General features: G+C 65.7%; 24 protein-coding genes. 14 read left to right on the forward strand and 10 right to left on the reverse strand.

The annotated features are described in order from the left end of the window. Window positions 1-24: 24 nt before the first annotated feature. Window positions 25-801, forward strand: a complete 777-nt coding sequence (locus AC1RWI_RS10735; RefSeq protein ID WP_043354378.1) for an IclR family transcriptional regulator — start codon at window positions 25-27, stop codon at window positions 799-801. Between the two features lie 201 nt (window positions 802-1,002). Further along, a complete protein-coding gene (locus tag AC1RWI_RS10740; RefSeq protein ID WP_043354377.1) occupies window positions 1,003-1,629 on the forward strand; it encodes a LysE family translocator in 627 nt (208 codons plus the stop codon). 650 nt (window positions 1,630-2,279) lie between these two features. Here the strand turns inward: AC1RWI_RS10740 and AC1RWI_RS10745 are convergent. Then, window positions 2,280-2,603 (reverse strand): hypothetical protein, encoded by a 324-nt coding sequence (locus AC1RWI_RS10745; RefSeq protein ID WP_144409960.1) that lies wholly within the window; start codon window positions 2,601-2,603, stop codon window positions 2,280-2,282. Between the two features lie 554 nt (window positions 2,604-3,157). Between AC1RWI_RS10745 and AC1RWI_RS10750 the strand changes: the two genes are divergently transcribed. Both AC1RWI_RS10750 and AC1RWI_RS10755 read left to right on the forward strand, forming a co-directional pair. Then, entirely contained in the window at window positions 3,158-3,958 is an 801-nt protein-coding gene (locus AC1RWI_RS10750) for an OmpA family protein (RefSeq protein ID WP_492866253.1), read from the forward strand. A 33-nt stretch (window positions 3,959-3,991) separates the two neighbouring features. Further along, window positions 3,992-4,351, forward strand: coding sequence for a hypothetical protein (locus AC1RWI_RS10755; RefSeq protein WP_492866255.1), 360 nt, complete (start codon window positions 3,992-3,994; stop codon window positions 4,349-4,351). A gap of 112 nt (window positions 4,352-4,463) precedes the next feature. On the opposite strand, the gene AC1RWI_RS10760 is transcribed toward AC1RWI_RS10755, so the two are convergent. From AC1RWI_RS10760 to AC1RWI_RS10795, 8 genes are all read right to left on the reverse strand, one after another. Next, entirely contained in the window at window positions 4,464-5,633 is a 1,170-nt protein-coding gene (locus AC1RWI_RS10760) for a xanthine dehydrogenase family Fe-S subunit (RefSeq protein ID WP_492866257.1), read from the reverse strand. Window positions 5,634-5,641: 8 nt separating this feature from the next. After that, the gene (locus tag AC1RWI_RS10765) at window positions 5,642-6,469 is read right to left on the reverse strand and encodes an FAD binding domain-containing protein (RefSeq protein WP_043354371.1); all 828 of its coding nucleotides are present in this window, start codon (window positions 6,467-6,469) and stop codon (window positions 5,642-5,644) included. Window positions 6,470-6,475: 6 nt separating this feature from the next. After that, a complete protein-coding gene (locus AC1RWI_RS10770; RefSeq protein WP_492866260.1) occupies window positions 6,476-8,884 on the reverse strand; it encodes a xanthine dehydrogenase family protein molybdopterin-binding subunit in 2,409 nt (802 codons plus the stop codon). Between the two features lie 252 nt (window positions 8,885-9,136). Then, entirely contained in the window at window positions 9,137-9,766 is a 630-nt protein-coding gene (locus AC1RWI_RS10775; RefSeq protein WP_492866262.1) for an isochorismatase family protein, read from the reverse strand. Beyond that, window positions 9,763-10,809: a 2,5-dihydroxypyridine 5,6-dioxygenase NicX family protein gene (locus AC1RWI_RS10780; RefSeq protein ID WP_492866264.1), complete on the reverse strand. Its 1,047-nt coding sequence runs from the start codon at window positions 10,807-10,809 to the stop codon at window positions 9,763-9,765. The genes AC1RWI_RS10775 and AC1RWI_RS10780 overlap by 4 nt, the downstream gene beginning before the upstream one ends. A 39-nt stretch (window positions 10,810-10,848) precedes the next feature. Then, window positions 10,849-11,694, reverse strand: a complete 846-nt coding sequence (locus AC1RWI_RS10785; protein WP_043354362.1) for an alpha/beta fold hydrolase — start codon at window positions 11,692-11,694, stop codon at window positions 10,849-10,851. Between the two features lies 1 nt (window position 11,695). Next, entirely contained in the window at window positions 11,696-12,448 is a 753-nt protein-coding gene (locus tag AC1RWI_RS10790) for a maleate cis-trans isomerase family protein (RefSeq protein WP_043357979.1), read from the reverse strand. Window positions 12,449-12,471: 23 nt separating this feature from the next. Beyond that, window positions 12,472-13,434 (reverse strand): amidohydrolase family protein, encoded by a 963-nt coding sequence (locus AC1RWI_RS10795; protein ID WP_492866266.1) that lies wholly within the window; start codon window positions 13,432-13,434, stop codon window positions 12,472-12,474. A 255-nt stretch (window positions 13,435-13,689) separates the two neighbouring features. On the opposite strand from AC1RWI_RS10795, the gene AC1RWI_RS10800 reads away from it, so the two are divergent. From AC1RWI_RS10800 to AC1RWI_RS10845, 10 genes are all read left to right on the forward strand, one after another. Next, a complete protein-coding gene (locus tag AC1RWI_RS10800; protein ID WP_492866268.1) occupies window positions 13,690-15,294 on the forward strand; it encodes an MFS transporter in 1,605 nt (534 codons plus the stop codon). Window positions 15,295-15,552: 258 nt separating this feature from the next. Next, on the forward strand, window positions 15,553-16,725 hold the full coding sequence (locus AC1RWI_RS10805; RefSeq protein WP_492866360.1) for an ABC transporter substrate-binding protein: 1,173 nt from the start codon (window positions 15,553-15,555) through the stop codon (window positions 16,723-16,725). A 46-nt stretch (window positions 16,726-16,771) separates the two neighbouring features. Continuing rightward, on the forward strand, window positions 16,772-17,548 hold the full coding sequence (locus AC1RWI_RS10810; protein WP_492866270.1) for an ABC transporter ATP-binding protein: 777 nt from the start codon (window positions 16,772-16,774) through the stop codon (window positions 17,546-17,548). Next, window positions 17,548-18,303 carry an ABC transporter ATP-binding protein gene (locus tag AC1RWI_RS10815; RefSeq protein WP_492866362.1) on the forward strand — a complete coding sequence of 252 codons (756 nt, stop codon included), beginning with the start codon at window positions 17,548-17,550 and terminating at the stop codon, window positions 18,301-18,303. Before AC1RWI_RS10810 ends, AC1RWI_RS10815 begins: the two co-directional genes overlap by 1 nt. Before the next feature lie 12 nt (window positions 18,304-18,315). Continuing rightward, the gene (locus tag AC1RWI_RS10820; RefSeq protein ID WP_043354354.1) at window positions 18,316-19,200 is read left to right on the forward strand and encodes a branched-chain amino acid ABC transporter permease; all 885 of its coding nucleotides are present in this window, start codon (window positions 18,316-18,318) and stop codon (window positions 19,198-19,200) included. Beyond that, window positions 19,200-20,258 (forward strand): branched-chain amino acid ABC transporter permease, encoded by a 1,059-nt coding sequence (locus tag AC1RWI_RS10825; protein ID WP_492866272.1) that lies wholly within the window; start codon window positions 19,200-19,202, stop codon window positions 20,256-20,258. Before AC1RWI_RS10820 ends, AC1RWI_RS10825 begins: the two co-directional genes overlap by 1 nt. 74 nt (window positions 20,259-20,332) lie before the next feature. Beyond that, window positions 20,333-20,650 carry a non-heme iron oxygenase ferredoxin subunit gene (locus AC1RWI_RS10830; RefSeq protein WP_492866274.1) on the forward strand — a complete coding sequence of 106 codons (318 nt, stop codon included), beginning with the start codon at window positions 20,333-20,335 and terminating at the stop codon, window positions 20,648-20,650. A gap of 9 nt (window positions 20,651-20,659) precedes the next feature. Further along, complete coding sequence (locus tag AC1RWI_RS10835; protein WP_492866276.1) at window positions 20,660-21,946, forward strand: NAD(P)/FAD-dependent oxidoreductase; 1,287 nt, start codon at window positions 20,660-20,662, stop codon at window positions 21,944-21,946. A 14-nt stretch (window positions 21,947-21,960) separates the two neighbouring features. Further along, a complete protein-coding gene (locus AC1RWI_RS10840) occupies window positions 21,961-23,250 on the forward strand; it encodes an aromatic ring-hydroxylating dioxygenase subunit alpha (protein ID WP_043354349.1) in 1,290 nt (429 codons plus the stop codon). 38 nt (window positions 23,251-23,288) lie between these two features. After that, complete coding sequence (locus AC1RWI_RS10845; protein ID WP_043354347.1) at window positions 23,289-23,804, forward strand: aromatic-ring-hydroxylating dioxygenase subunit beta; 516 nt, start codon at window positions 23,289-23,291, stop codon at window positions 23,802-23,804. Window positions 23,805-23,847: 43 nt separating this feature from the next. Here AC1RWI_RS10845 and AC1RWI_RS10850 read toward each other — a convergent pair whose 3' ends face one another. Beyond that, window positions 23,848-24,378 (reverse strand): MarR family winged helix-turn-helix transcriptional regulator, encoded by a 531-nt coding sequence (locus AC1RWI_RS10850; RefSeq protein ID WP_492866278.1) that lies wholly within the window; start codon window positions 24,376-24,378, stop codon window positions 23,848-23,850. Between the last annotated feature and the right edge of the window lie 55 nt (window positions 24,379-24,433).

A 24,433-nucleotide genomic window follows, 5' to 3' on the forward strand; every position in this document is an offset into this window, starting at 1 on the left:
ACTGTACGCAACCCATTCCACACCATGGACTCCTCCAATCCCCCCGTCGCCGGCGAGGCGGCTGACGACGCCGGCGGTGGCGTCATCGCGGTACGGCGGGCGCTGCGCGTCCTGGAAGCCTTCGGTGTGAGCGACGCACAACTCACATTGGCCGAGCTCAGCCGCCGCACCGGCTTTCATAAGACCACCGTGCTGCGCCTCGCGCGCACGCTGGCAACCGACGACTACCTGGTCCAGAAGGAGGACGGCAGCTGGCGGCTCGGACGCGCCGCCGGCTGGCTGGGCGCGTGTTACCAGGCCACCTTCAACGTGTACGAAGTGGTGGAGCCGGTGCTGCGGGAGCTGACGATCAAGACCGGGGAAAGCGCCTCGTTCTACGTGCGCGAGGGCCAGCAGCGCATGTGCCTGGTGCGCGTGGAAGGGCCGCAAGCCATCCGGCACCACGTGCGCATCGGCTCCGCGCTGCCGCTGGACAGCGGCGCGCCGGGGCGCGTCATCCTGGCGTTCTCAGGGGAGCCGGGCGAGCCTTATGAATCGATCCGGCGGCGGGGCTATCACCTGTCGATGGGCGAGCGCGAACCGGAAGTCTCCAGCGTATCGGCGCCGGTGTTCGGGCTGCACTGGAAGCTGCTCGGGTCGGCCTGCATCTCCGGCCCGTCCTCGCGCCTGAGCGAGCAAAGGCTGCTCGCGCTGGCACAGACCGTCATGGATGCGGCCAACCAGCTCTCGTATGCGATGGCGGGAAGCCATCGGCCGGCGCCGCAGGCAGCCTCGGGCAGTCCGGCGACCTGGCACCCTTGACTGGCCTGCCGGCGCCCGCCAGACCCAGCCAGAGCCCGCCAAAGCGCCTGGCTGACACAAAACGCTGTCTGGCTGGCAATATTCGGTGGGCGCGCCGGATGCTCCGGCCATGCCTTTTGCCCGATCGTGCCCGGTACCGGGTACCAGGTATCGGGCCTGACCCGACAACGCGATATCCGCGACAGCAAAGGAGTAAAGCGCATGCCCCCGTTCGAGACACTATTGCCATTTTTCGGCATCGCCGTGGTGCTTGGACTGACCCCGGGCCCGGACAATGTCTTTGTCCTGCTGCAATCCGCCATGCGGGGGCCCCGCGCGGGCATGGTCGTGGTGCTCGGCCTGTGCACCGGGCTGCTGGTGCATACGGCCGCGGTCGCGCTTGGCCTGGCCGCGCTGTTCGCCGCGTCCAGGCTCGCATTCATGGTGCTCAAGATCGCCGGCGCGCTATACCTGGCCTATCTTGCCTGGCAGGCGTTGCGCGCCCCGGTGGGCGCGATGGGCCAGGGCAACGGCGACAAGGCTGGCGTGGGGCATATGTACCGGCGTGGCGTGGTAATGAACCTGACCAACCCCAAGGTGGTGATCTTTTTCCTCGCGTTCCTGCCGCAGTTCGTCGCGCCGGACCGTGGCCATGTCGCGCTGCAGATCATGGTGCTCGGCGTGGTCTTCATCATCGCCACCCTGCTGGTCTTTTCCGTCATCGCCTGCTGCTCGGCCATGTTCGGCGCCCTGCTGCTGCGCTCGGCACGCGCGCAGCGCGCGCTGAACTGGTTTGCGGGGGTGGTCTTCCTGGGGCTGGCCGCGCGGCTGGCGTCGTCGAGGATGTAGGGCAGAGCTGGGGGGGCAGCGTTTCAGTGTCCCGTTCCGCTGATTCGTACGCAAGGTCTGTTGGGCTTGGGGCAGGCACCGTAGGCCGGGGGCAGTGTGCGATGTGTATTGCATGCAAATTGTCTACAAGCGAGCAATATCCACCATCCAGGTGCCGAGCGGCGTCCGTCAGTCAGGTTCAGGCGCTCGCCCCGCAAGGGCGAACGAACTTCGGCGGTGAGTCGAAAGAAGGTGTTGCTGTCACGCGAAAGCGCCGAGTCACCGGGGCCGATGGCGGAAGCGCGTAGCGCCTGACTCAGCCGGAATCCCAGCTGCGAGTGGGCAGACTACCGAGGATCGCTGAGAGAAATATGGGCGAACCAGCGTGGCGCCTAGCACCTCGCGGCCGCTGCCGCCCCAGGAACCACGGCCACACGATGGCTCCCGGACGTTAGCTAGTCGTACCGATGCCGCATTCTCGGCCCAATTGCCCATTTTGATTGGCCGCTAACGTAGTAGTTAGGAACGAATTGCGTCATAGCCAGTTTGTGGATATATGAGCGCAAGCTGTTGGCGATGCACGTTTAGGCTTTGCCCGGTAACTCCCAACCATTTCCTCACCCTCGGACGGTTCCGCAAGTTAAGGAGCTTCCTCGGTGAGGTTTCCTTTGTCACTTCTGCTTTGTCTTGCCTCGGGAAGAAGGTGGAGCCTCTGGCGCCACCAGGAAGGATGCATTTTTCAGTAGGCCAGGTTCCGTTTTACGCGACTCTTCTGGCTTGAGGGCAGGGAGTTCTCGTGTTTCGTCAGTTGGCAGTGTTTGTGCACCTTGTGTGTTTTCATAGCCATGGGCGACAGATTCCAGGTAGCCAGGAGGAAAGTGTTGCTCAGGTGTAACCGCAGACTCGGCAAGCGTAACGCCGGTGATACACATCGTCGTGATGCCAAAGGCAAATCGCCACGTCGACTGTGCGGGAAAATGGCGTTTAAGATTCATGAGTGGCTCCTTTTCAAACATGGAAACTGGGTCACTGAGGAAACATGGAGCAGAACTCCGTAGCACAGGATGTGCGAGTTACCTAACTTGCGGCGCTCAATGATTGGCGCTGCGCTCGGCCGAACTGCGTCAACGATCCTTGGATGGGTTCCGTGATGAAGGAAGCAAAATACGGGCCATGAAAAGCAACTCATTGATTATTAAATGAATTTGCAAAATCAATAAATGGCATGTACGTTCGCTTAATAAAAAAGTTTCATTTTTGAAACAACCCGCGGCGCTGTTTTTATAAATAATTCCTCGCCTAAAATAATTATCTTTGCCTGGCACTTACAGTGCGGATTGGCTTGGCCACTGCCAAGGAAGCGCTGACGGCGCGTCACCCCCCTTTTTGCCGTGGCCTTCTGCTTGCGCCAAGCTGATCTGCCGCTTCATCACCGGACCTGAATCATAGATACACCTATGACAACGCACTCAATACCGCGATGACTCGCGCACCGATTTAATCAGCATTTCCCCAGTGTCCTGAGTCTGAAATTCGTTGAAGAAATAAGTTGTCCGAGAAGGCGTGCGAGCCTGGGAGCGAGGCGCAGCAAGGCTGGTGCCTTGCGAGCATTCGTGACGACGGATCGTGCGTCTTATCGGGCGACTTACTCAACGAATTTGTGATTCAGAGCACTAGCCCCGCGCCGCAGCAAGGGCGGCCGGCGCCCGGCTCCTCCGCGAAGCTGGCCGTGACGGGCCAGGAGAAGCGGGAGCCCAACCCGGCGTCCCTGCCCGCGGGCGAGACCATCGAGGCCCGCGTCGCCGCGATTAACGGCGCGATCGGCAACATGAAGCCACCGCCGCCACCGACGGCGCTGCGCCTGGCCGAGTTGCCGAAGGATGAGATTGCGCGCAGCGTGGTAGCCGTCAAGGACGACGACCGCCGCAGCACCGTGATATTCCGGGGCGACGCCATGTTCGGCGCCGGCAAGGCCGAGGTCAGCGCAACGCTGCTGCCAACGCTGGACAAGGTGGCGCCCGAGATCAACAAGGTGCAGGGCAAGGTGCAGGTGACCGGCCACAGCGGCAACCAGCCGATCAAGAGTGCCCGCCATGCTTCGAACCAGGCCCTGTCCGAGGAGCGCGCCGCAGTGGTCAGTGAGTACCTGGCCCGCAAGGGCGTCGACAAAGGGCGCCTCGAAGCTATCGGCAAGGGCGACACCGAACCGCTGACGGACAACAAGACCCCTGGGGCCCGCGTGGCAAACCGGCGCGCGCGTCGAACTGAACCTGGAAACCTTTGCCGGGATCGAGATAGCCGAACCGTGGGAATTCCTCGGGCGAGAGCAAATCAGCATCGCGGGCATTGACTCGCGCGACCTGCGGTTCCTGGACGGGGGCGTGTGCAATACGCCATCAATTCACGGGGCCAGCTGGTCGATTTCCGCGCCGAGGGCGTGACGGTTCGGGTGTCGCCCGACAATCGCGTGATCCTGCTGACGACACGCCCCGACAGACAGACCGGTATTGCGGCCTGGTGCGCGGCTCACCGGCAATCGCAGGTGGTCGGCGGTGGCCTGGTCCTCGCATTCGCACTCGGACGGCTGACGGCGTCGCTGCGGGCAATCTCCGGACCGTTCGCTGCCGGCTCGCTGCTGAAACCCGGCTTGGTGGCGTCCGCTGCCGACCAGAATTCACACCTTGTGATCTCCGGGAACAAGTCACTGCTGACACACACCGCAGACACCGCACACGCCGTTTGAAAATAGGGCCATCCGATGCCTGCATCATCAAATCGCTGCCGCATGCCGCATCTCTCTGGCTATCACCGCTGCATAGGCAAGCGCTGCCACCCTCCATCCCTGCCCCGGGGCCTTAATCCCGCCCGCCGCCAAACAGCCGCTTCACCCTCTCCCACATCACCCCCAGCATCATCGATACCGGGTTCATCTGCGTGGCCTGGCTGCGCTCGCTCTGCGACAACGACGGGTCCATCTTGCGGGCGACGTTCTTGCCGAAGTCCGCCATCATGCGCCGCACGAAATCGCGCACCAGCCCCGAGCGTGAGAACTGCGCCAGCGGGCCTTGCAGGGCGTACTGCAGGTCGATCAGCACTTCGGTCTCGCCCGCCGATATCGCCTGCAGCACATAGGTGATATCGCCGGCGGCCTTGGAGTTGCTCAGCGAATCCTGCCCCGCGCCCTTGAGCACGCCGCGCCGGTTCGCGTCGTCGCGCTCCAGCCGCGCCGCGCCGTTGAAGCGCGCCGCCATCGGCCCGAACTTGATCGCCACGTGCCCCTTGACGCGATCGCCGTCCTGCTCGGTGAGCGCCGCGCCCGGCAGGCAGCTTGCCACCGCCGGCAGGTCCGCCATGAAGCGCCACACGTCATCGGCCGGGAACGGCACCTTGAAGCTGCCGTCGATGCGCGACCAGCCCTTTTTGTCGGCGCTGCGCTCGGCTTCTTCCCTGGCGGCAGGCTCGGCGTGGGCCTGGACGGCGCTGTCGGCCGCAGGCGTGAAGCAAGCGAATTCGCGTTTTACGGTCGCAGCTACGGCTTGCGCCGCCTTGCCCGCTGCAGGCGGCTTGCGCAGTGCCAGCACCGAGCTGATCGCGGCCACGATCCCCATATAGCCCGTGCAGCGGCAGAGGTTGCCCGATAGCTCATGGCGGATGGTGGCCTCGTCGGCATCCGGCAGCCGCAGCACGATGTCGCGCGCGGTGGCCAGCATGCCGGGCGTGCAGTAGCCGCATTGCAGCGCGTGGTGCTGGTTGAACGCGGTGCGCAGGTCGCGCATCACGGGGTCGTCGTCATAGCCTTCGATGGTCACCACGTTGCTGCCGGCGCAGGCGCTGGCAAAGGTGATGCACGAGCGCACGGGCTTGTCGTCGACCAGTACGGTGCAGGCGCCGCAAACCCCGTGCTCGCAGCCCAGGTGGGTGCCGGTCAGGCATTGTGCGTCGCGCAGGAAGTCGCCCAGGTGGGTGCGGTGCGCGCAGGCGCCGGCAGCGGCGCGGCCATTGATTGTCAGTGTGATGGTTTCCACCGCGGCCCTCAGTTGAATAGTTGTTCGATGCAGCGAGTAACCGCTGCGCAGCACAGCTTGCGGTCGATCGCATCCTTGGCCGGCGTGGCTTGCGTCACGGCGGCCAGCACGGCCTGCGGCGTGAGCGCGGCGGGGCCTTGGGCGGCAATGTCGTTGGCGAGGCCGCGCAGCAGCGCCGGCGCGCCGTCGAGCGCGCCCAGCGCTATGCGGGCGAAGCGCGTGGACGGATCGAAGTACGCGGCGCAGCTGGCCTCGGCGAACTCGCCGGTCTTGCGGCACAGCTTGTGGTAGCCCCAGCGTGCCGTATCGGGCTGGCTCGGCACGTGAACAGCGCAGATCAGCTCGCCTTCGGTGAGCGCGGTGGTGTACGCACCCAGCATGAACGCCGTCATGGGGACGATGCGCGTGCCGGCCTTCGATGCCAGCTCGATCTGCGCGCCGACGGCGGTCAGCACCACCACCCAGTCCGCCGCGGGATCGGCGTGCGCCAGGCTGCCGCCGATGGTGCCGCGATTGCGGATGGCGCGGTAGGCAATGCCGCTCGCCACCGATTGCAGCATGCCGCCGCGCAGTGCCGGGAATTCGCCATCCTCGATCTGTGCATGGGTGACCGCCGCGCCGATGCGCACGCGATCCTGCAGCAGGGTGACCGTGCGTAACTCGGCTAGCTTCGACAGATCGTAGATGGCATCGGGGCGCGTCAGGCGCAGGTTAAGCATCGGGCCCATGGACTGCCCGCCGCCCATGACCTTGGCGTTGTCGGTGCGGTCCGCCAGCTCGGCGCAGGTGGCGGCCAGCGTGGGGGCCGCGTGATAGGTGAATGCAGCTGCTTTCATGATGGTTCAGGCCGCCTCTCTGGTTGGCGTGGCTTGCGGCTCGCGGGCTTGCTCGGCGCGGGCCAGCGCTTCGAGCACCTTGCGCGGCGTGAGCGGGGTCTCCAGCAACTCCACGCCGAAACTGCCCAGCGCGTCGTTGACCGCGTTGAAGATGGCCGCGGGGGGCGCGATGGCGCCGCCCTCGCCCATGCCCTTGGCGCCGAATTCCGTATGCGGCGACGGCGTCTCGAAATGGTGGATGCGGATCGAGGGGATTTCGGTCGGGCCGGGCAGCATGTAGTCAGCCAGCGTGGAGGCCAGCGGCTGGCCGTTGCCGTCGTAGCGCATCTCCTCAAACATGGCCGTGCCGATGCCCTGCGCCACGCCGCCATAAGTCTGCCCTTCCACCACCATGGGGTTGACCATGGTCCCGCAGTCTTCCACGACCACGTAGTCGAGGATCTCGACGTGGCCTGAATCGGTGTCCACCTCCACCAGCGCGGCGTGGGTGGCGTACGTGAAGCTGCCGGTATCCACGCTGGGCTTGTAGCCCATGGTGGTTTCCAGCCCGGTGGGATCCACATTGGCGGGCAGCCGCTGCGGGTTGATATACCAGGCGTTGGCGATTTCGCTGATCGGCACGGCGGCGTCGCCCGCCTTGACCGAGCCACCAGCCAGCGTCGCCTCGTCCTCGGGACGCTGCAGCATATGCGCGCCGATCTTCAGCAGGCGCGGCACCAGCGCCTTGCAAGCACGCGATACCGCGCCGCCCGACATCACCAGCGAGCGCGAAGCATAGGTGCCGGTGGAGAACGGCGTCACGCCGGTGTCCCCGTGCACGACCTTCACGCGCGACACATCGATGCCGAGGATCTCGTTGGCGATCTGGGCAAAGGTGGTTTCCATGCCCTGGCCATGCGAGTGCACGCCTACGCGCACTTCCAGCCCGCCATCCGGCGTGATGCGCACGGTGGCGGAATCGAAGCCGGGAATCACCGGCGTGCCCCAGGCGGCGAACACCGAGGTGCCGTGCGCCGATTGCTCGGTGTAGGTGCCAAAGCCCACGCCGAGATAGCGCGAGCCCGCCGAAGGATCGTTCAGCCTTTGACGCTGGCGCTCACGGATGCGCGCCAGCCCGATCATCTGCGCGGCCTTGCGCACGCTGGCCGGGTAGTCGCCGCCATCGAAGTGCTTGTTGGTGACGTTGACATAGGGCATGGATTCCGGCTGGACCAGGTTCTCGCAGCGGATCTCCCACGGCTCGCGCTTGACCTCGCGCGCCAGCGCATCCATCAGCAGTTCCATGGCAAAGCACACGCCCGTGCGCGCCACGCCCCGGTACGGGACAAAGCCGGGCTTGTTGGTGGCCACGCATTCCGTGATGCAGCGGTAGCCGTCGAAGGCGTACGGCCCCGGCAGGTTGCCGATGGCCTGGCCGGGTTCAAGACCGATGGTGAAGGGCCACACCGAATAGGCGCCGCCATCGATGGCGATCCTGGCGTCCAGCGCCAGCAAGCGCCCGCGCGCGTCGGCGTAGGCCGTGACCTCGTAGTGGTGCTCGCGCGAGTTGGCGCCCGCGGTCAGGTGCTCGCGCCGGTCTTCGATAAAGCGGAACGGCTTGCGGTACGTCATGGCCAGCCAGGCGATGCACAACTCCTCTTGCTGCAGCACGCATTTGTAGCCAAAGGCGCCGCCCACGTCGGGCGAGATCACGCGGACTTTTTCCTGCTCCAGGCCCAGGCAATGGCTCAGCACCGTGCGGATCATATGCGGCACCTGGGTGGCGCTGTAGACGATCAGCTGGTCGAACTGGTGGTCCCAGTAGGCCAGCACGGCCTTGCCTTCCATCGGCACCATGCACTGGCGCGCCAGGTCGATCTTGCGGCTGACCACCACGGAGGCCGTCTTGCTGAGCGTGTCGAAATTCTTGTCGGCGGTGAGCGTGAGGAAATGGTTGTCCTTCCAGTGCTCGTGCACGCGCGTGGTGCCGCTGGCCTGCCGTGCGCCATCCACATCGGTAAGCGCCGGCAGCTCATCCAGTTCCGCGACGATGCGCTCGGCGATGTCCTCGGCCTGCGCGCGGGTCGGCGCGAAGGCCATGGCGATGGGCTCGCCGACAAAGCGGACCTTGCCGGCGGCCAGGGGCGGCTGCGCCGACGGCTGGTATGACGGGAAAGCCGAGTCGGCCACGATATCGAGCGCGCCGTGCATATCGTCCCGCCCGATCACCGCATGCTCCAGCCCTTGCGGCTTGTGCAGCGCCAGCAGCCGCGCATGCGCCATGGGGCTGCGCAGGAACGCGACCTCCTGCAGGCCGGGCATGGCGATGTCGGCGACGAAGCGGCCCTTGCCATGCAGGTGGCGCGCGTCCTCCTTGCGCGCCACGCGCGCGCCTACGCCCTGCCCACCTTGCTTCTCGATGTGGTCTTTGTCCATACATTGCTCCAGCCCGGGCTTGCCGCCGTCCGTGACTGCTTCGTGGGGTTCGTGGGGTTCGTGGGTAGCCGATAGCCGGGCAACCAGCAGGCCGGCAAGCAATTTCCGCGCACCTGCCTGATTGCACATCCAGCGGCACATATTCAGTGCACTGAGCTTATCGACACATTGGCAAAACAGGCCGCGCCCGTCAATTGGGGCTTCAGCCGATGCACGCGCATGGTGCGCATCGGCGTGCGCACCGGGCGCCGCTCAGAGCCGGGCCAGCGCCGCCAGCGCCTGCTCGCGCGGCATCACCGCGGCGTACTTCTGCTCCATGTCGAACAAACTGGCCGCGTGCGGCTGGAGCGCGCGGTCGCCCACGCAGTCCGACACCACCAGCGGGCGAAATCCGTGCGACATGGCATCGACCACGCTGGCGCGCACGCAGCCGCTGGTGACCGCGCCGGCCACCACCAGCGTGCGCACGCCGCGCTGCGTCAGCCACGCCGCCAGCGACGTGCCGAAAAATGCGGACGGCACGGTCTTGCGCACCACCAGCTCGCCATCGCGCGCAGCCAGCTGCGCAACGATCGCGCTGGCCGGCCCTTGCTCCTTCAGCGTCAGCAGGCCGGGCACCTTCAGCGTGAAGATGTTCTGATCGCCGTCGTCGTCGGCAAACACGATGCGGCTGTGCGCGACCGCCCAGCCCTGTGCCCGCGCGTGGTCCAGCAGCGGCACCGTGTTGGCGATGGCCTCGGCGATATTGCCGCCGCCGAACATCGCCGGATCGGCGAAACCGTTGACGAAGTCGACGATCAGCAGGCCTGCGGGGCCCTGCAGCGGCAGTTGCGTGCCAAAGCCCTGGCGCTCGTAGGTGGCGAGTTCGCCATGTCTCGTCATTTGCGGCTCCATCCGTCCAGTACCTTGCCTTGCCTGACCACTTCCTCGCCGTCCAGGCTCACGGTGCAGTTGCGCAACGGGATATCGATATGGCAGGCGGTGGTGTGGCGGCCGCCTGCCTCGTTGTTGGGGCCGAGCGAGAACAGGAAATTGCCCTCGTAGGCACGCGCGTCCATGCCGATCGAGGCCTCCCTGTCATACAGGCCCAGCGTGGACCACCGCGCGCGCGGTTGCAGGCCCCAGCCGATGTGCGAAATGGCGTAGGCTTGCGGATCGTTGAACGACGCCATGTAGTCGTTCAGCAACTCGGCGTCCAGGCCACCTTCGATGCGTGTGGCAAAGCCGCGTTCCACCGTCAGCGCCACCCGGTCCGCCACGTAGCCCTTCTGCGGCAGCAGGATGTCGCCACGGTCCAGCACGATGCGCCCGCTCGCGCCGCCCTCGTTCGGCCAGGTCAGCACGAAGCCGCTGGGCCAGTGATCCCAGCGCCCCGGCTCGTCGACGAAGCCGTACTCGCTGATGGCGGGAAACTCGCCGAGCGGGCAGCGCAGGTCGGTGCCCGCGTCAGATGTCACCGTCATCTCCTTGGCGCGCGACAACCGCGCGTTGGCGGCGCTCACACGCTCGCGGTCGGCTTCGCTGGGCACCATGCGCACCAGCACTTCGGGCGGCTCCACCGCCAGCAGGATCTTGGTGCCGGTCTTGAGGATATCGTGCTGCTCGGGCGAGAACAGCAACGTCATCAGGTCCAGCACCAGGTCGCTCTCTTTGAGCGCGGCAATGGCCGCGCGGTTGCCGGTGAGCGCCGTCGTGCCCAGGTAAGCCAGCGGATCGCGGCTCAAGGCCTTGTCCGCGTTGACGGGCGGCAGGTCCAGGCGATTGACGATGGCGCCCATCGCCTGAGTGGCAACCAGCGCGCAAGACAGCGTCTGCGGATGCGTGGCGGCACTGGCAAGAATGGTGACGGTCTGCCCGGGCGCGAGCCGGGACAGCGTGAGGACCTGTTTCCAGGCCTGGATCAGGGCGTGGTCACTGACTGGCATGTTCTCTCCTCATGATCGGTAGATCGGTAGATCGGCAGTTCAGGCCGCGGCCTGTTGCCGGGGGACAATTTCGGCGCCGAGGAAGGCGCCCAGCGCGTTGTAGAAGCCGTCCTCGTCGTCCCAGGGAATCATGTGGCCGGCGCCCGGCACATGGCTGACTTCAAGCTGCGGCAGCAGCCCGCGAATCTCTTCGATATCCTCCGTGCGCACCACATCGCCACGGCCGGCCACCATCAACAAGGCGGGAATGCCAATGCCCGGCAAGTCGGCGTGCACATCGTCGGTGTGAAAGCCCTGGAAGCTGGCCAGCACGGCGCGCTCGTCGCAGGTGTGCAGCCATTCGGCGCGCAACGCCAGTTGCTCGTCGGTCCAGGTGGGACAGAAGCGCCGCATGGTCTCGATGTCCACGCCGTGGCGCGCCACCGCCATGGAGTCCACATACCAGGCGAGCTGCGCGGGATAGCCGCGCCGGCCCGGACCGGACACCGGCGGATCCACCATCACCAGCCGCGCCAGCCCGGCAGGCTGGCCGCGTGCGGCACGGATGCCGATGCGCGCGCCCATCGAATGGCCCACCACGCTGTAGCTGGGCAGGTTCATCGCCTGCGCGAATGCCAACACGTCGGCCGCCTGGGCGTCCAGGCTGTAGTCCAGCGTGTCAGACGCAGACGACAGGCCGCGTCCGCGCACATCCAGCACATAGGTATCGAACTGCTCGCCCAGGCGAGCACCAACGAAGCCCCAGGTGATGGCCGGGCTGGTGATGCCCGGCACCACGATCACCGGATCGCGCGTCACGCGCTCGCCGCAGCGGCCGCCATAGCGGAGATAGTGCTGGCGGATGCCGTTGGCGTGTACGTTGCCGCCGCAAACAAAGGTACTCATCTCAGTAAGCGCCCGAGAGCAAGGCGCCAGCGCCCGGCACCACGGGCTCCAGGTCGAGCTGCTTGAGGATGGCGTAGGTGGTGGCGATGGCGGCGGTGATGACCGGCTTGCCAGTCATCGCTTCGACCTTGGCTACCGCCGGCAGGGATGGCATCTGCACGCAGGCGGACAGCACGATGGCGTCCACATCCCTGGTGTTCATCTGCGCGACGATGCCGGGCAGCCTGGCGGGGTCGTGGCGGCCGACCTCAAGGTTGTCGGGGATTTCCAGCGCGCGCCAGTCCACCACTTCGTAGCCTTCGTTGCGGATGTAGTCCACCACCAGTTCGGTCAGCGGCTTCATGTAGGGCGCGACCACGGCGATACGCTTGGCGCCGATCACCTTGAGCGCGTCGATCAGCGCACCGGCGCTGGTGACCACCGGCGCGTCGGCGCCGTTGGCCGCCGTATGGGCCTGCAGGCGCTTCTCCGAGACGCGGTGATAGCCGTGGCCCATCGCCATGATGGCCACCAGGCAGGCATAGCCCAGCACATCGACGCGGGCGTCGCTCAGCTCCAGCGCGCAGCGGTCGGACTCGCCGTCCATCGCGGCAAGCTCTTCCTTGACCACCTTCTTCATGCGCATGCGGCTGGAGTGGAAGGTGAACCGCTCGGGCCGCACCTGCTGGCGCGCGAGCAGCATCGCGGGGATTTCGGTTTCCATCGTGGTGTTGGAACTCGGCACGATCTGGCCGATCCGGAAAGTCTTTTGCACGGGGCGCTCCGTTGTTTCGGGGTTCAAAGCTTGAGAATGCGTTCGGCATTGCCATGGCAGACAAGGCGGCGGGTGGCCTCGTCCATCGGCGCCTGCTCGATAAAATCCGCCGCGATCGCCGTGGATTCGTAGGGATAGTCGACCGAGAACAGCACGGCCTCCGCGCCCATCTCGGCAATGGCGCCATTCAGCGCAGCCGGCGAGCACACGCCCGACGTGGTGATCACGATATTGCTGCCGATGTATTCCGACGGTTTCTTCGCCAGCTTGATGCCATGCGAGTACACCGCAAAGCGGCTGTCGAAGCGCCAGCGCTGGAACGGCAGCCCTTCGCCCATATGGCCAAGGATGAGCTTGAGCCGGGGGAAGCGGTCGAACACGCCGCTGAACACCAGGCGCAGCGCGTGGCTGGCCGTCTCCACGCCCCAGCCCCAGGCCGCGCCGCTGATTTCCGGATGGCCCGAATACACATGCGGCGCGACAAACGCATCGGCCGGATGCAGGTACATGGGCACGTCCAGCGCTTGCATGCGCTCCCAGAACACGTCATAGGAAGGATCGTCGTAGTACACGCCCTGCGTATGGCCGTTGACCAGCGAGCCCTTGAAGCCAAGCTGCGTCACGGCGCGCTCCAACTCCTGCGCGGCGGTCGCGGGGTCATGCATCGGCAGCGCGGCAAAGCCGGCGAAGCGCGTGGGGTGGCGCGCCACCTGCGCCGCCAGGAAGTCGTTGTTCTCACGGGCGCGGCCAATGGCGGCGACGCGATCCGTCTCGCCCTGCACGCCCGGGCCGGTCTGCGACAGGATGGTGATATCGATGCCGGCGCGGTCCATCTCGCCAATGCGGATGTCGTCGAAATCCGCCAGGCGCCTGGCGAGATCGGCCATGACCGCTGCGTCGATGTGCTGGAGGTATCCCTTCGAATAGGCCTGGAAGCCGGGGGCCATGAAGTGCTCTTCCAGGGCAATCTTCCGAATTCTCGTCATGCTGTGGCGACTCCTGTCTGGGTGGGGGCTTGCTGGGGGGCTAGCACGGGTCTAGCTCGGGTCTAGCTAATTGATCAGTATGCTGAGCATTTTTAATATAGCAACGAGGTTGAGGAATGTCTAGCCGGAGCCAAAAGGGTTAACCCCCATAACACTGACAAATTCTGCTCAGTACACTGATTGAAATTATTCAGCATGCTGACAGTGTGGAGCACACACACGGGCAGGCTGACCTGCCCCCGGAGAGAAACGACCATGACGATCAGCCTGGCCAATGACGGTGCCGCCGTGCGCAAGCAGGGCATGACAAGGGAAGAACGCAAGGTGATCCTCGCGTCGTCCTTCGGGGCGCTGATGGAGTGGTACGACTTTTACATCTACGCGGCGCTGGCGGTCTACTTTGGTGCATTGTTCTTCCCGCCCGGCAACGAGACCACGGCCTTCCTCGCCAGCCTTGCCACCTTCGGCGCGGGCTTCCTGGTGCGCCCGGTCGGGGCGTTGCTGTTCGGCCGGCTGGGCGACAAGATCGGCCGCAAGCACACCTTCCTGGTGACGATCCTGCTCATGGGGATCGCCACGGTGGGCGTCGGATTGTTACCCACCTATGGCCAGATCGGCATCACCGCCACCATCCTGCTGGTGGTGCTGCGCCTGCTGCAGGGGCTGGCGCTGGGCGGCGAAGTGGGTGGCGCGGTGACCTACGTCGCCGAGCATTCTCCGGTGGAAAAACGCGGCCTCTACACCAGTTCCCTGCAGACCACGGCCACGCTCGGCCTGCTCTCGTCGCTGCTGGTCGTGTACCTGCTCAAGACATTGCTCACCGAGGCGCAGTTCCGCGAATGGGGCTGGCGCTTGCCGTTCCTGGTCTCGTTCCTGATGCTGGTGGTGTCGGTCTACATCCGCGGCAAGCTGCATGAGTCGCCGATCTTCGCGCGCATGAAGGCCGGCAATACCACGTCGAAATCCCCCATCCTGGACAGCTTCACGAACTGGGCCAACCTGAAGTACGTGCTGCTGCTGTTCGTGGTGGCATCCGGGCTCGGCGCCATCTTCGGCACTGGTCATTTCTACACGATGTTCTTCGTCAACAAGACGCTGCACGTGCCGCTGGAGCTGGTGCACCTGCTGATCGGCATCGCACTGGTGATCGCCACGCCCTGCTACCTGTTCTTCGGCTGGTTGTCGGACCGGATCGGCCGCAAGCACATCATGATGGCCGCCTGCCTGCTGGCGGCGCTGACCACCCAGCCCATCTTCGGGGCGCTGACGCACTACGCCAACCCGGCGCTGGAGCAGTTCCAGCAGCGCAACACGGTGCAGCTGCGCGCCGGCGATTGCCACTTCCGCCTGTTTGCCGAGCCGGTGTCGGCGTGCGACAAGGTCAAGGGCTACCTGACGGATCTTGGCGTCGGCTACGAATTCACGCAGATCGATGCCGGCGCGCAGCCTGCTTTGCGCATCGGCGGCACCACGCTGCAGGGCTTTGACAAAGCGGCGATCAAGCAGGCGCTGGTGGCCGCCGGCTGGACAGAGCATGCAGACCCGGCCGCCATCAACCGCCCGATGCTGTTCCTGATGTTGCTGATCCCCATTCTCTTGCTCGCCATGGTGTACGGCCCGCTGGCGGCGTTCATGGTCGAGCTGTTCCCGGCGCGCATCCGCTACACGTCGCTGTCCCTGCCCTTCCACCTCGGTGCGGGCTGGGTGGGCGGCATGCTGTCGTTCGTCGTGACGGCGATGAACGTGTCCAGCGGCAATGTGTACTTCGGCCTCTGGTATCCGGTCTCGATCGCCGCCATCGCCTTTGTCGTCGGCATGGTGTTCGTGCCCGAGACCCGTGGCCGCAACCTGGATACCTGAGCCCGCCGTGCCCCCTGTAGCCCTTTAGCCCTGTAGCCCTGTAGCCCTGTAGCCCGGCTTCGTCCTCTGGCGCGAAATTTGCTCAGTACACTGTATTTAATAGTCAGCATACTGAACGCTGCACCAAGACGAAGCCATCTGGTTTTCCACCCCGGTTCCCGAACCCCAATTCACCCTGTCTGGAGCGCCCCCATGAAGTCTCTGCACAACGCACGCCATACCCCGGTTTCTGCCCCGGTTTCTGCGCTGATCCCCGCCCTGATCGCCCTGCTATGCAGCAGCGCCGCGCTGGCGGATGCCAACGGCGTCAAGGTTGGCGTGATCACCGATATGTCCGGCTCCTACGCCGATCTCTCGGGCCGCGGCTCGGTGCTCGCGGCGCAGATGGCCGTGGACGAGTTCGGCGGCAAGGCACTCGGCAAGCCGGTCACGGTGCTCTCCGGCGACCACCAGAACAAGGCGGACATCGCCTCGTCGCTGGCGCGCCGCTGGTTCGACACCGATGGCGTGGACATGGTGATCGATTTCCCCAACTCCTCCACCGCGCTGGCGGTGCAGGAAATCGCCAGGCAAAAGCAGAAGATCAATATCGTCTCCACCGGCGGCGCCATGGCGCTGACCAACCAGAACTGCTCGCCCACCGGCTTTCACTGGGGCTGGGATACGTATTCGGTGTCGGCGCCGCTGGTCAAGCGGCTGATCGCCGACGGCAAGAACAGCTGGTACTACATCACCGTGGATTACGCGCTGGGCCAGTCGCTGGAAGCGGATTTCCGCAAGGAGGTGGAGGCCGGCGGCGGCAAGAACGTGGGCAGCACCAAGCATCCGCTTAACGCCAGCGATTTCAGCAGCCCCATCGTGGCCGCCTCTGCGTCCAAGGCCAAGGTGGTGGTGCTGGCCAACGCCGGCAACGACATGATCAACGGCGTCAAGGCCGCGGGCGAGTTCGGCCTGATCAAGGGCGGACAGACCGTGATCACGCCGTCGACCTTCATCACCGACCTGAAGAGCCTGGGCCCCGGCGTGGCGCAGGGCCTGACCTATGTGGACCCGTTCAAGCTCGACCTCGACGCCAGGTCGAAGGCCTTCGTGGAGCGCTTCTACGCCAAGCACAAGGCTTACCCGACGCACGGGCAGATCGGCGTGTATTCCGGTGTGCTGCACTACCTGAAGGCGGTTGAGGCGGCCAGGACGGTGGATGGCCCGGCGGTGGCGGAAAAGATGCGCGCCCTGGCCGTCAACGACGACTTCGTGCATGCCGGCAAGGTGCGCGTGGATGGCCGCATGGTGCATGACATGTACCTGGCGCAGGCCAAGACGCCGGCGGAGTCGAAAGGCCCGTGGGACCTGGTCAAGTACATCGGCACCATCCCCGGCGACTCGGCATTCCGCCCGCTGTCCGCCAGCGAATGCGCACTGGTGAAGAAGTGAGCCGCGATGCAGAACCAACCTGCCAAGACCCAAAAGCGGAGCACGCATGAGCCAGGCTGACGTCATCCTTGAAACCCGGGGGCTCACCAAGGCGTTCAAGGGCTTCACCGCCGTCAGCAAGGTCGACCTGCGCGTTCGGCGCGGCGCCATCCACGCCCTGATCGGGCCCAATGGCGCCGGCAAGACCACGTGCTTCAACCTGCTGACGAAGTTCCACTCGCCCTCCGCCGGGACCATCCTGTTCAACGGCGAGGACATCACGCGGGAGCGCCCCGCACAGATCGCCCGCAAGGGCGTGATCCGGTCCTTCCAGATCTCGGCGGTGTTCCCGCAGCTCACCGTGATGGAGAACGTGCGGGTGGCGCTGCAGCGCAAGCTCGGCACCGCCTATCACTTCTGGAAGAGCAAGCGCTCGCTGGACGAGCTCAACGACCGCGCGGTCGCGCTGCTCAAGGCCGTCGGCCTGGAAGGCTTTGCCGACCTGCCGGCCGCCGAGCTGGCCTATGGCCGCAAGCGTGCGCTGGAGATCGCAACCACGCTGGCCATGGACCCCGAGCTGATGCTGCTCGACGAGCCCACGCAAGGCATGGGGCACGAGGATGTGGAGGTGGTGACCGCCTTGATCAAGCAGGTTAGCGCGGGACGCACCGTGCTGATGGTGGAACACAACATGAGCGTGGTGTCGTCCATCGCCGAGCGCATCACCGTGCTCCAGCGCGGCGCCATCCTGGCGGAGGGGCCGTACGAGGAAATGACGCGCAACCCGCAAGTGATGGAAGCGTACATGGGCACGGCCGACGGCGCTCTGACGGAGGCCGCATGATGAGCCAACCCACGAACCAACCCACGAGCCAGCCCACCCCGGCCCTGCAGATCCAGGACCTGCACGCCTGGTATGGCGAATCCCACATCCTTCACGGCGTGGACCTGCGCGTCAACCCGGGCGAGGTCGTCACCGTGCTGGGCCGCAACGGCGCGGGCCGCACCACCACCATGCGCGCCATCATGGGGCTGGCCGGCGCCCGCAAGGGCTCGATCCGCGTCAACGGCACCGAGACCATCGGCATGAAGACACACCGCATCGCGCCGCTGGGCCTGGGCTATTGCCCCGAGGAGCGCGCGATCTTTTCCAGCCTGTCGTGCGAGGAAAACCTGATGCTGCCGCCGGTGTTCAAGCCTGACGTTGCAACGTCAGGCCGCGAGCCGATGCCGCTGGACGAGATCTACGCGATGTTCCCCAACCTGTGGGAACGCCGCAAGAGCCAGGGCACGCGCATGTCGGGCGGCGAGCAGCAGATGCTAGCCGTCGCCCGCATCCTGCGCACCCGCGCGAGCGTGCTGCTGCTCGATGAAATCTCCGAAGGCCTGGCCCCCGTCATCGTCCAGACCCTCGCCAGCATGATCACCACGCTCAAGAAACGCGGCTACACCATCGTCATGGTGGAGCAGAACTTCCGCTTCGCCGCGCCACTCGCTGATCGCTTCTACGTGATGGAGCACGGGCGCATGGTGGAGTGCTTCGACGCCAGCGCGCTCGCGCGCAAGATGCCCACGCTGAACGCCCTGCTTGGCGTGTAAGGAACCATCGTCATGGAATTTTTTGGCATACCCATGCCCGCCCTGCTGAGCCAGTTGCTGCTCGGACTCGTCAACGGCTCGTTCTACGCCATCCTGAGCCTTGGGCTGGCAGTCATCTTTGGCCTGCTCAATATCATCAACTTTGCCCATGGCGCCCTGTTCATGCTGGGCGCCGTGCTGGCCTGGATGGGCCTGGCCTACCTGGGGCTGAGCTATTGGCTGATGCTGATCCTCGCCCCGCTCGTCACCGGCGTGCTGGGCGTGGTGCTGGAGCGCACCATGCTGCGCCGGCTCTATCGCTTCGATCACCTCTATGGCCTGCTGCTGACGCTAGGCATCTGCCTGCTGATCGAAGGGCTGCTGCGCTCGGCGTATGGCGTCTCCGGCCTGTCCTACGCCACGCCCGAAGCGCTGACGGGCGCCACCAGCGTGGGCTTCATGGTGCTGCCCAACTACCGAGCCTGGGTGGTGGCGGCCTCCCTGGTGGTGTGCTTCGCCACCTGGTATGTGATCGAGAAGACGCGGCTTGGCGCCTACCTGCGCGCCGGCACGGAGAACCCGCGCATGGTGGAAGCATTCGGCATCAACGTGCCGTTGCTGGTGACGCTGACCTACGCCTTCGGCGTGGGGCTGGCCGCCTTTGCCGGCGTGCTGGCCGCGCCCGTGATGCAGATCTCGCCGCTGATGGGCCAGAACCTGATCATCACCGTGTTCGCCGTGGTGGTGATCGGCGGCATGGGCTCGATCCTTGGTTCCATCTTCACCGGGCTGGGCCTGGGCGTGTTCGAAGGCATGACCAAGGTGTTCTACCCGGAAGCCTCGGCAACCGTCGTCTTCGTGGCCATGGTGTGCGTGCTGATGGTGCGCCCCGCCGGCCTGTTCGGAAAGGAAAAATAATGACCTCTGACTCTCGCGCAAGACTGACCGGCGCCCTGCTGATGGCGGCCGTCGCGCTTGCACCCTTGCTCGGCGCCTACCCGGTGCTGGCGATGAAACTGATGTGCTTCGCCTTGTTTGCCTGCGCCTTCAACCTGCTGCTGGGCTTTACCGGGCTGCTGTCATTCGGCCATGCCGCGTTCTTTGGCGGCGCGGCCTACGCCTGCGGCTACGTGATGAAATCCCTGCACGCCACGCCGGAGCTCGGGCTGCTGGCCGGCACGGCGTTCGGCGCGCTGCTCGGCCTGGCCTTCGGCGCGCTGGCGATCCGGCGCCAGGGCATCTACTTTGCGATGGTGACGCTGGCGCTGGCGCAGATGTTCTACTTCTTCTGCCTGCAGGCTCCGGTGACGGGCGGCGAGGACGGCTTGCAGGCGGTGCCGCGCGGCAGCCTGTTCGGGCTGCTCTCGCTGGAAGGCGACCTGACGATGTACTACGTGGTGTCCATCGTGGCCGGCGCCGCACTGCTGCTGATCGCGCGGGTGGTGAACTCGCCCTTCGGCCAGGTGCTGCGGGCCATCAAGGAAAACGAGCCGCGCGCCATCTCGCTGGGCTATGACACGGACAGGTTCAAGCTGCTGGCCTTTGTGCTGTCGTCCGCGCTGGCGGGCCTGGCAGGCGCATTGAAGACGCTGGTGCTCGGCTTTGCCACGCTGACCGACGTGCACTGGGCCATGTCCGGATCCGTCATCCTGATGACGCTGGTGGGCGGCATGGGCACCTTGTCCGGGCCGATCCTGGGCGCGCTGGTGATCGTCGCGGTCGAGAACAAGCTCGGCGATGCCGGCAGCAGCCTGGCCGCGATGACGGGCGTGGACTGGTTCAATACGCTGGGCGAGTCGGTCAGCATGGTCACAGGCCTGATCTTCGTGGTCTGCGTGCTCACCTTTCGCCGCGGCATCATGGGCGAGGTGCAAGCCCTGCTGGAGCGCCGGGCCGCGCTGGCGCGCCCTGCCCCGGACAGCGCCGCCACGCCCCTGCACGGCCATTCCGCCACCTCGGCGACACTCAAGGGTTAACGCTGATTCAGTCGGCAATTTAAATCAGTACACTGATCATTAATACTCAGCATACTGATCAAAGGAGATGCATCATGGCTTGGACCAAGATCGCCACCACCGGCCAGCTTCAGGACGATGAAGTGATGCCGCTCACGCTTGGCGAAGCGCAGCTGGCCCTGTACCGCAGCGAAGGGGAGTACTTCGTCACCGACAACGTCTGCTCGCACCAGTACGCGCTGCTGTCCGACGGCTACCTGGAGGATGGCTGCATCGAATGCCCGTTGCACCAGGCGCGCTTCGATATCCGCACCGGCCAGGCCATGTGCGCGCCCGCCACCCAGGGCATCAAGGTCTACCCGGTCAAGATCGTGGACAGCGATGTCCTGGTCGATGTCATGGTCACCGCCTGAGCGCCGGCCATGTCACAGGACGCTCCCATCCTGATCATCGGCGCCGGCCAGGCTGGCGCCACGGCCGCAGCCGCGCTGCGCGCGCTGGGCCATGACGGCGGCATCGTCATGGTCGGCGGCGAGGCCCATGCGCCGTATGAGCGCCCGCCGCTGTCCAAGGCCGTGCTGGCGGACGAACAGCAAGACGAGCGCATCGGCGTGCACGCGCCGGGCTTCTATGCCGAGCAAGGCATCGACTTGCGCCTGGCCACCACCGTGGCCTCGCTCGATCCCGCCAGCGCCACGGCGCATTGCGCCGATGGCCAGGCGATTTCCTTCAGCCGCTGCCTGCTGGCTACCGGTGGGCGTGCCCGCGCCCTGCCCGCCCTGCCCGAGGGGCAGCCCCGGGTGCATTACCTGCGCTCGCTCGCCGATGCGCGCGGCTTGCGGGCTGCGCTGCGCCGTGAGCGCGCGGTGCTGGTGATCGGCGGCGGTTTCCTTGGACTGGAAACCGCATCCACCGCCCGCGCCATGGGGCTGGCGGTGACGGTGGTCGAAGCCGCGCCGCTGTTGCTGCAGCGCGCCGTGCCGAGCGTGTTCTCGGACTGGCTGGCGCAACGCGTGCGCGGCCTCGGCATCGACCTGCGCCTGGGCTGCGGGATCGCGTCGATCCCGCCGGCCGCGGACGAGGTTGCCGTCATGCTGGCCGACGGCACCGCGCTGCGCGCGCCGCTGGCGGTGGTGGCCATCGGGCTGCACCCCAATGTGGGCCTGGCGGAGGCCGCCGGGCTTGCGCTCCACCCGGGCAACGGCGGCATCCAGGTCGACGCGCACTGCCGCACCAGCGCGCCGGGTGTGTTTGCCGCCGGCGATTGCGCCAGCCAGTACCAGCCGTTGTTTGGCCAGGAGATGCGCCTGGAGTCGTGGCACAACGCCAATGAGCAGGCCCGCATCGCCGCGGCCGCCATGCTCGGCGTGCCGACAGCCCCTAGCGCCTTGCCCTGGTTCTGGACCGACCAGCTCGGCTGCAATATCCAGATGCTGGGCGCCATGGACCCCGCGCTGCGCTACACGCTGCGCGGCAGCATGGAAGCCCCCGGCGCCGACACGCCCCCCAGATTCCTGCTGCTTGGCATGGCCGGCGCACAACTGCGCCACGCCATCGCCGTCAACGCGGGCGGCGACCTGCGCCCGCTGCGCAACCTGATCGAACAAGGCACCGCCTGCGATATCGGCTTGCTGTGCGACACCGCCCTGCCCTTGAAGCAGGCGGCGCGCGAAGCCACCGCCGTGCGCGCGAGCGAAACCCAATCCTGAACGAGGAACGAAACATGTACCAGACCCATGCGGTCATCAACCGCACGCCGCGCGCCAAGGATGCCGAACTGGCCGCCTGCCAGTGGCCGGAGGACGCCCTGCATTTCATCCCGGACTGGGTGTACACCAGCAATGCCGTGTACGACCTGGAACTGGAGAAGATCTTCCGCGGCCGCTCATGGAATTTCGTCGCGCTCGAGGCCGAGATTCCCAACCCGGGCGACTTCAAGCGCTCTTACGTCGGGCCGACACCCGTGGTCGTGGCGCGCGCTGAAGACGGCAGCGTCAATGTCTTCGAGAACCGCTGTGCACACCGCGGCGCGGAGTTCTGCCGGCATGGCCAGGGCAACGCCAAGGAGTTCGTCTGCCCGTATCACCAGTGGTCCTACGACCTGAAAGGCAACCTGCAGGGTGTGCCGTTCAAGCGCGGCGTGAATCGTGCCGGCGGCATGCCCAAGGACTTCCGCAATGAAGACCATGGCCTGGTGAAGCTGAACGTGGCCACGCGCAACGGAGTGATCTTCGCCTCCTACGCCAACGACATGGAACCGCTGGACGTGTATATGACGCCGGAAATCCTCAAGGATTTCGACGTGGTGTTCAACGGCAAGCCGCTCAAGATCCTCGGGTACTACAAGAACGAGTTGCCCTGCAACTGGAAGATGTACCACGAGAACCTGAAGGACCCGTACCACGCCACGCTGCTGCACTCCTTCCTGGTGGTGTTTGGCCTGCTGGTCGCCGGCAACGACTCCGCCATGATCGCGGACCCGGTGCACGGCCGCCACGGCACCATGGCCTCGGCCAAGAAGGAAGACAAGTACGCGGCGGTGAGCGACGAGAACAAGAAGGAGATGCGCTCCTACCACGAAGGCATGCGCCTGCAGGACGACCGCTTCCTGGAGTACATCAAGGAGTTCGATTCGCCGTGGTCCGTCACCATGCAGACCATCTGGCCGAACCTGATCGTGCAGCGCGAGATGAACACGCTGGGCGTGCGCCAGATCGTGCCCAACGGCCCGGACAGCATGCTGATGCAGTGGACCATGTTCGGCTATGAGGACGACACCGAGGAGATGACGCGCCACCGCCTGCGCCAGGGCAACCTGATGGGCCCGGCCGGCTTCCTTGGCCTGGAGGACAACGAGGCGATGAAGTTCGTGCAGGAGGGCGTGCGCCGCTCCAGCACCGAGCGCAATGTGCTGAAGCTCGATCCCGGACACGTGGGCACCGCCAACTCGCTGATCTCGGAGTCCGCGATCCGCGCCATGTACCAGTACTACCGCAGCGTGATGGGGTTCTGAGCCGCATGACACTGACAATCACCCCAACCATGACACCGATGGCCCATAGCCTCTTTCGCCCCTGCAAGCTGGCCCCCGCGCGCGCGCAAGCGCTGCGCATGGAGATCGACGCCTTCCACAGCGAATACTGCGCCGTGCTCGATGCCGGCATGGTGGAAACGTGGCCCGAGTTCTTTACCGAGGATTGCATCTACCGCGTCACCGCACGGGAGAACGTGGAACTCGGGCTGCCGGTGGGGCTGGTCTATGCCGAAGGCCGCGGCATGATGCACGACCGGGCGGTGGCGATTGCGCGCACCCAGATGTTCGCGCCGCGCTATATGCTGCACCTCGTCACCAATACGCGCGTCACCGATGAAAGCGAGTATGGCGAGATCCAGGCGCAGGCCAGCTTCCTGCTGCTGCAAACGCTGGTCGAGGGTCCCACCACCATCCACATGGCGGGCACGTATCACGACCGCTTCGCCCGCATCGAGGGCAAGCTGCTGCTGGCCGAGCGCCAGGTCGTGTACGACACCACCATCATCGCCAACGACCTGGTCTATCCGGTATGAGCAGGTGTAGTCCAGGCGCCGGCGCCATGCCGGCGCGCTGTCCCTACATGATGCGCAACACGGTGCGGCTATAGTCGTTGTTGGCCTCGACCAGCGTCGACAGCAAGTCCATGAACACCTTGCGCTGCGCCGGGCGCAGCGGTGCCAGCATGCGCTCCTGCGCACGCTCCATGTCCGCGCGCAGCGACGCCACCACGGTTTGCCCTTCCTTGGTCAGGTGCACGTGGCGCATGCGGCGGTCGGCCGGATTGTCCTTGCGCTCGACCAGGCCACGTTCTTCCAGCCGGCGCACCACGTCGGCGGTAGTGGTGCGGTCAAAACCAACTTCCTGCCCCAGCGCGGTCTGGTCCAGCCCCGGCAGCACGGACAATACCGTCAGGATGGCGTACTGCACCGGCGTGATGCTGGGAGACTTGCATTCCTCGAAAAACATGGCCACGTGGATCTGGTGCAGGCGACGCACCAGGAAGCCGGGCCGCGCCCAGAGCAGCTCCTTGGCCGGGTCCGCTTTGGACTGCACCGGATCCTCGATCGGAGCAGCGGAGCGCGTCGTTTGACGTTTTGCAGAGGACATTCAACTCACCAAACTTGTTAGCATGCTGACAAGTATAGACGACTGTCCCCACCCC

Source organism: Cupriavidus sp. MPR-AND1C, from assembly GCF_058809705.1.

Bases quoted from the DNA above. Each gene is read 5' to 3' on its own strand.
- AC1RWI_RS10735 (WP_043354378.1), top strand. From the start codon at position 25: ATGGACTCCTCCAATCCCCCCGTCGCCGGCGAGGCGGCTGACGACGCC.
- AC1RWI_RS10740 (WP_043354377.1), top strand. From the start codon at position 1,003: ATGCCCCCGTTCGAGACACTATTGCCATTTTTCGGCATCGCCGTGGTG.
- AC1RWI_RS10745 (WP_144409960.1), bottom strand. From the start codon at position 2,603: ATGAATCTTAAACGCCATTTTCCCGCACAGTCGACGTGGCGATTTGCC.
- AC1RWI_RS10765 (WP_043354371.1), bottom strand. From the start codon at position 6,469: ATGAAAGCAGCTGCATTCACCTATCACGCGGCCCCCACGCTGGCCGCC.
- AC1RWI_RS10770 (WP_492866260.1), bottom strand. From the start codon at position 8,884: ATGGACAAAGACCACATCGAGAAGCAAGGTGGGCAGGGCGTAGGCGCG.
- AC1RWI_RS10775 (WP_492866262.1), bottom strand. From the start codon at position 9,766: ATGACGAGACATGGCGAACTCGCCACCTACGAGCGCCAGGGCTTTGGC.
- AC1RWI_RS10780 (WP_492866264.1), bottom strand. From the start codon at position 10,809: ATGCCAGTCAGTGACCACGCCCTGATCCAGGCCTGGAAACAGGTCCTC.
- AC1RWI_RS10785 (WP_043354362.1), bottom strand. From the start codon at position 11,694: ATGAGTACCTTTGTTTGCGGCGGCAACGTACACGCCAACGGCATCCGC.
- AC1RWI_RS10795 (WP_492866266.1), bottom strand. From the start codon at position 13,434: ATGACGAGAATTCGGAAGATTGCCCTGGAAGAGCACTTCATGGCCCCC.
- AC1RWI_RS10800 (WP_492866268.1), top strand. From the start codon at position 13,690: ATGACGATCAGCCTGGCCAATGACGGTGCCGCCGTGCGCAAGCAGGGC.
- AC1RWI_RS10810 (WP_492866270.1), top strand. From the start codon at position 16,772: ATGAGCCAGGCTGACGTCATCCTTGAAACCCGGGGGCTCACCAAGGCG.
- AC1RWI_RS10815 (WP_492866362.1), top strand. From the start codon at position 17,548: ATGAGCCAACCCACGAACCAACCCACGAGCCAGCCCACCCCGGCCCTG.
- AC1RWI_RS10820 (WP_043354354.1), top strand. From the start codon at position 18,316: ATGGAATTTTTTGGCATACCCATGCCCGCCCTGCTGAGCCAGTTGCTG.
- AC1RWI_RS10825 (WP_492866272.1), top strand. From the start codon at position 19,200: ATGACCTCTGACTCTCGCGCAAGACTGACCGGCGCCCTGCTGATGGCG.
- AC1RWI_RS10830 (WP_492866274.1), top strand. From the start codon at position 20,333: ATGGCTTGGACCAAGATCGCCACCACCGGCCAGCTTCAGGACGATGAA.
- AC1RWI_RS10835 (WP_492866276.1), top strand. From the start codon at position 20,660: ATGTCACAGGACGCTCCCATCCTGATCATCGGCGCCGGCCAGGCTGGC.
- AC1RWI_RS10840 (WP_043354349.1), top strand. From the start codon at position 21,961: ATGTACCAGACCCATGCGGTCATCAACCGCACGCCGCGCGCCAAGGAT.
- AC1RWI_RS10845 (WP_043354347.1), top strand. From the start codon at position 23,289: ATGGCCCATAGCCTCTTTCGCCCCTGCAAGCTGGCCCCCGCGCGCGCG.
- AC1RWI_RS10850 (WP_492866278.1), bottom strand. From the start codon at position 24,378: ATGTCCTCTGCAAAACGTCAAACGACGCGCTCCGCTGCTCCGATCGAG.